2 protein-coding genes are annotated in these 5,342 nt (G+C 40.4%); both read right to left on the minus strand.

What is annotated here, in order from left to right:
* Nucleotides 1-278 precede the first annotated feature (278 nt).
* The gene (locus KTG12_RS20855; protein ID WP_216945533.1) at nucleotides 279-2,072 is read right to left on the minus strand and encodes a RagB/SusD family nutrient uptake outer membrane protein; all 1,794 of its coding nucleotides are present in this window, start codon (nucleotides 2,070-2,072) and stop codon (nucleotides 279-281) included.
* 18 nt (nucleotides 2,073-2,090) lie between these two features.
* Nucleotides 2,091-5,342: SusC/RagA family TonB-linked outer membrane protein (locus tag KTG12_RS20860; RefSeq protein ID WP_371745264.1), on the minus strand; the 3,252-nt coding region annotated here is incomplete at its 5' end.

A 5,342-nucleotide genomic window follows, 5' to 3' on the forward strand; every position in this document is an offset into this window, starting at 1 on the left:
TAATTAAGTTCACAAGAACCAAATCCCTGATCATGCAGATCCTTAAAGCTTTTATTTACATCGCCCAAGTCATATTGGATAACCCCAATCGTTATCTTTTCCTGAGCCATCATTTCGGAGCACACAAACAGCAATGCCAAAATCAATAAAGATAATTTAGTATTCATCATCTGATATAGATTAAGTTATAAATAAAGAAAACTAAAAAGAGGGACAACCAAAGGGTTGTAAGTCTTTTTGGCCTCCCTCTTTATTTATGAAAAAATAAAAGTAATAATTTATTCCATTGTCGGATTAAAAGTTCCGCCCCAATTATTGTTTTGTTCGAGATTCGGATTTTGGTCGATGTTACTTTTCTGAATTGGGAAAAAATAGAAAGACTCTTCAATCACGAACTCACGTTCAGCTGCTTCCGTATAAGGTACTTGACGAATCACATAACGAAAATCACCGGTAGTCAACTCATTATTATTAATTTTGGCTCTAGCAGTGTTCAGATCCATATCCGTACCATCCGGATTGATAGCAATCGCTTCAAGTCCATGTTTAGTCCAGCCAGCCAATTTCATCATATTACGTGTACGACGCAAGTCCCAAAAACGATGCCCTTCAAAACACAATTCAATATTACGTTCATCCAAAATAGCCTGACGAATCTCATCACGATTACCGACTTTCAATCCATAAAGTCCATCGTTCCCAGCCTCGATTCCGGCACGTTTACGAATCTGCTTTAACATTTCAACTGCAGTTTCCGAATGTCCGGTTTCATTAGCTGCTTCGGCATAGATAAACATCACCTCAGCAAAACGCATCAGGATATAATCAATATCATACGTCATCACTTTATCCTGAGTCAATGTTAAATCTGCTGCTTTGTAAATATAAAAACCTGAGAAAATATCATTGTTCACGGCATTCGTATGTGCATTCGGATTTACACCATATTGATCATCAGGACTACTGATACCCAAAGCATTATATTGTCTATAATTCGCAGGCTTTCCAGCCACTGGATATTCCCGACCATTATATAAACAAACATTATTGAAACGCGGATCACGATTCTGCCAGAAAGATTTCAGTAAAGCCTGTTCGTCTCCAACATAATATTTACTACTCGGATCATCATACTGTTTTCCATCCAACATAGGAAAGCTTTTTACAAACTCCCAAGTCGGGTTACTATAAGATTTGTCACGGCTGACAGAAGCAGGACGAGTCGTGTACTCCCACGCTGAAGTCTTATTCGGATTCGAATTTACTACAGGAAAAACAACCTCCGGTCCTTGTTCCTGTATCCAAATATCTGAATAATTCGGAGTTAAAGCGATACCTTTAGCCACACAAAAATCATAAGCTTCTTTTGCTGCCACATAGGCTTCCTCCCAATAAGCATTGCCGTATGGATTGTTCGGATTGAACTGCGGAGAAGCTTTCAACAACAAAGTTTTTGCTTTCCATGCTTTGGCAAAACACTGGTCGATACGTCCGTAATCAGCTGAACTTCCAGCAATCTTCTCAGGCAATAATGTGATGGCATGATCCAAATCTTCAACCATAAACTGGAAACACTCTGGAGTAGAGTTACGTTTTACACGTAAATCATCCATATCCTTGTCTTGAGGAACCTTTATATAAGGGACACCACCATGATGCAAAACCATCCAATAATACATATAGGCACGCATGAAATAAGCCTGGCCCAACAAGCCATTAGCCGTTTTGCTATCCAATACACCTTCTTCCAAACGTTTGATAGCCTCGTTAATATGGCGAATCGTCGTGTAATTCCACTTTTTATAAGCGCCACCTGTTTCTGTAATAGTACCCAAATACCATGGCATACCTGTCACTTGTTCTGAGTTATTGTCTGCACCAGCACTCCAGTTTCCAAAGCACTCCGAATAAAGATTGTTCACATACGCCGTAGCCAAGTTAACGTCATCCCAAACCATCGACTCATCGTAACTATTCAAGTTGTCAATATCTAATGTATCACAACCGGTTGCCATTCCTCCCAATACGAAAGCTGCACTTATTATGGCATATTTGATTTTATTCATTTTCATATTCTTTCTGATTTAAAATTAGAATGAGAAATTAAGACCAAAAGAAAATGTTCTCATCAACGGATAGGAATCATAATATTTTTGTTCCGGATCCAAAAATTCCGTTACATCCGAAATACAGAACAAGTTTGTTGCATTGGCAAATACTTGTGCGTGCGTAAGTCCCAACGGACGAAGAATCGCTTTCGGCAAATCATAGCCGATATTCAAATTCTTCAAACGCAAGTATGCCCCATTACGCATCCAGTAACTTGTATTTCCTGCACCTGATTCATACCAACCATTCCCTACAATGCGTGGATAAACACCATTCGGATTCAAATCTGGATCATAGACTTTATCACTTGTCCAAATTGGGAAATAAGGACGAACGGCACCACCATGCTGATAGAAACCACCATCAACTCCACCGACAAAACGATCATATTTGCCAACACCCTGAAAATGCACGTCTACCGTGATACCTTTCCACTTAATATTACCTCCAAAACCATAATTAATACGCGGTGTTCCATTTTCACTCAACAAGTTATACGCATCATTTCCATCAATACGTCCATCAGGACCTTCCGTATAACCATCTCCACGAGTATCTTTATACAAAATACCACCCAAATATGGATCACGACCATACTGTTTGAACCCCTTCGCTTTTAAAGCTTCAACTTCAGCTGGATCGGTCAACAAATGATCAGCAATCAAACCGGTCAAAATACCGTCAGCCTTTCCTACCGGTGACAATGCATGTAACGCTCCACCTTCCTGATAAGTAGCTGAAACATCCAAGACATCCCATTTGTCGCGAGCAAAACCTAAATTCACGTATGCAGAATAATCGATCTCACCATTAGCAGCCTTATCCATCCAGGTCAGAGCGATTTCACCTCCTCGCCAAGAACGTTCAGCGTAGTTTTCTGGAGCTAATGTCTGCCCATATGTATTAGGGATCGTCACGGTACGTGCTCCCAAAATATCGGTTTCTTTACGATAGAAGGCATCGACCGTACCAGATAATCGGTTATTGAAGAAACCGAAATCCAAACCACCATTAACAGTCTTAGATGTAGCCCATGTTAAAGTCAAGTTCGGCGTAGCACCAGGCGTAATCGTATTAGCTAAATTGTTACCAAACACATAATTCCCCCCCTTATTATATTTCTGTAGATAAGAGAATGCTGCTATTTCTTCATCATTCACATCCAAGTCATTACCTGTTGTACCATACGATGCACGCAGCTTTAAATTACTCAACCAATCGGTCGTATTTTCCATAAAAGATTCTTCACTTAAACGCCATGCAGCCGATACAGAAGGGAAAAAGCCCCAACGATGCCCATCGGGGAACAAAGTGTTACCATCATAACGGAAAGAGAACTCGGCTATATATTTTTGATCGAATGTATAATTAAAACGACCAATCCATGAAAGACGTCCACCGGTATATTCTTCAGCGTTACCCCAACGACGTTCGGCATCGCTCGAATAATTAAACATCTGGTCTAAGTTGGAAAGTGGTTGTTCCCCTTTAGCCTGTATCCATTCCCCTCCGTTAGAAGCCTGTTCGAATACAACCATCGCGTTAACATCATGTTTACCAAATGTATTGGCATAGTTCACAAACCAATTAAACTGCTCGGTCCACAATTGTTTAGCACGATAGTCCAAGTTTTCATAATTTTGAGAGAAGTTGAACGTATTGAACTCATTCAAATTTAAAGGAGCCGGCAAGAAACGATTTCCTTCAGGATCTGCCTGCTGAAATTTGTAGTTCTTCTGGAAAGTCATGAAACGTTTCCGATTGTAGTCATGTCCAATATAGCTACCCATGATCTTTGTACTCAAGCCTTTCGTAATGAAATCCAAGTTAAAATCGAACGAAACGATCCCATTCATATTGCGCCGACGAGTTTTCAGATAACGGTTACCGACAACCTGATCTACAGGATTCCACCCTTGCCATGAACCATAATCCTGATAAATCGGATAATCTGTAATTGTAGCAGAAGGTGTCCCGTCCAAATTAGAGTAGAACGGCGTTGTCTTCATTGCATTGAATGTACAACGGTATAAATCATACACAGCCTGATCGTCGTCATCCGAGAATGGCCAATAGAAACGCTTGTCATTAGACTGATTTGCATCCAAATTGACATTCATCTTGATGTATTTGCTCAATTCTACCGTTAAATTCGAGCGCAAAGAAAATTTCTTATTTTCCAACGATACATAAGAGCCTTCTTCTGCCAAGAAAGACCCCATTACATAATATTGCACTTTCTCGCTTCCGCCTGTCACACTCAAAGAATGTTTTGTGTTCCAAGGATTCTGCCAAATATAATCGTTTACATTATAATTGATGTTGTTGTCACGGAAGTAAGCATATTCCGCCTCACCGTTCGGCTCTTTCGTGCCTTGAAAACGGGCTACAGCATTTTGGTAATCCAAATCATCAATAGCCGTCCATCTATCCGCAAACAGTTCTTGGGTAGGTTTGCTAAAAGCATAGGATCCCTGATAATTAAACACAGGTTTCTGATTCTTAACACCTCCTTTTGTCGTGACCAACACAACCCCATTACCAGCTGCCGATCCATAAATAGAAGCGGACGCGGCATCTTTCAGGAAGCTCATCTGATCTATTTCATACGGTTCCAAATTATCAAAAGCCTCTTTATCACGGATAACACCATCGATAACGAACAACGGATCGCCGAATCCACCACGCATACGGATCTCAGAAGAAGCTCCCATCAGACCAGAATTACCGGTAATAGTTGCTCCAGGAGCACGTCCAGCCAATGAATTGGACAAGTTAGTATTAGGAATCACCGACAGTTCTTCCGACTTCACATTCGAAATGGATCCTGTCATATTTACTTTTTTCTGCACACCGTACCCAACCACAACAACCTCGTCCAATTTCTGAGTATCTTCATGCAAGGTGATCTGGTATGTATTTTTATCTTTCGTCACTAAAATTTCTTGATCCAAATATCCGATATAAGAGATAAGCAAAGTCGCTCCATCCGGAATCTCTTCCAATGTAAATTCTCCGTCAATATTCGTTATCGTACCGACTCCAGCCCCACCTTTCAGGACAATATTCGCACCAATGACCGGCAAACCGGTATCGTCGACAATAACACCTGATATTTTTTTCTTCTGCTGTTGGAGTGCTGTCACAACAGGTTCGGAATGAACACTCCTTTGAGAATTATCATCCTTCAGAAATACACGATTATTTACTATTTTATAAGAGATCCCTGTATT

The organism is Parabacteroides sp. MSK.9.14 (assembly GCF_019041495.1).
Taxonomy (GTDB): Bacteria; Bacteroidota; Bacteroidia; order Bacteroidales; family Tannerellaceae; genus Parabacteroides; species Parabacteroides merdae.

Bases quoted from the DNA above. Each gene is read 5' to 3' on its own strand.
- KTG12_RS20855 (WP_216945533.1), bottom strand. From the start codon at position 2,072: ATGAAAATGAATAAAATCAAATATGCCATAATAAGTGCAGCTTTCGTA.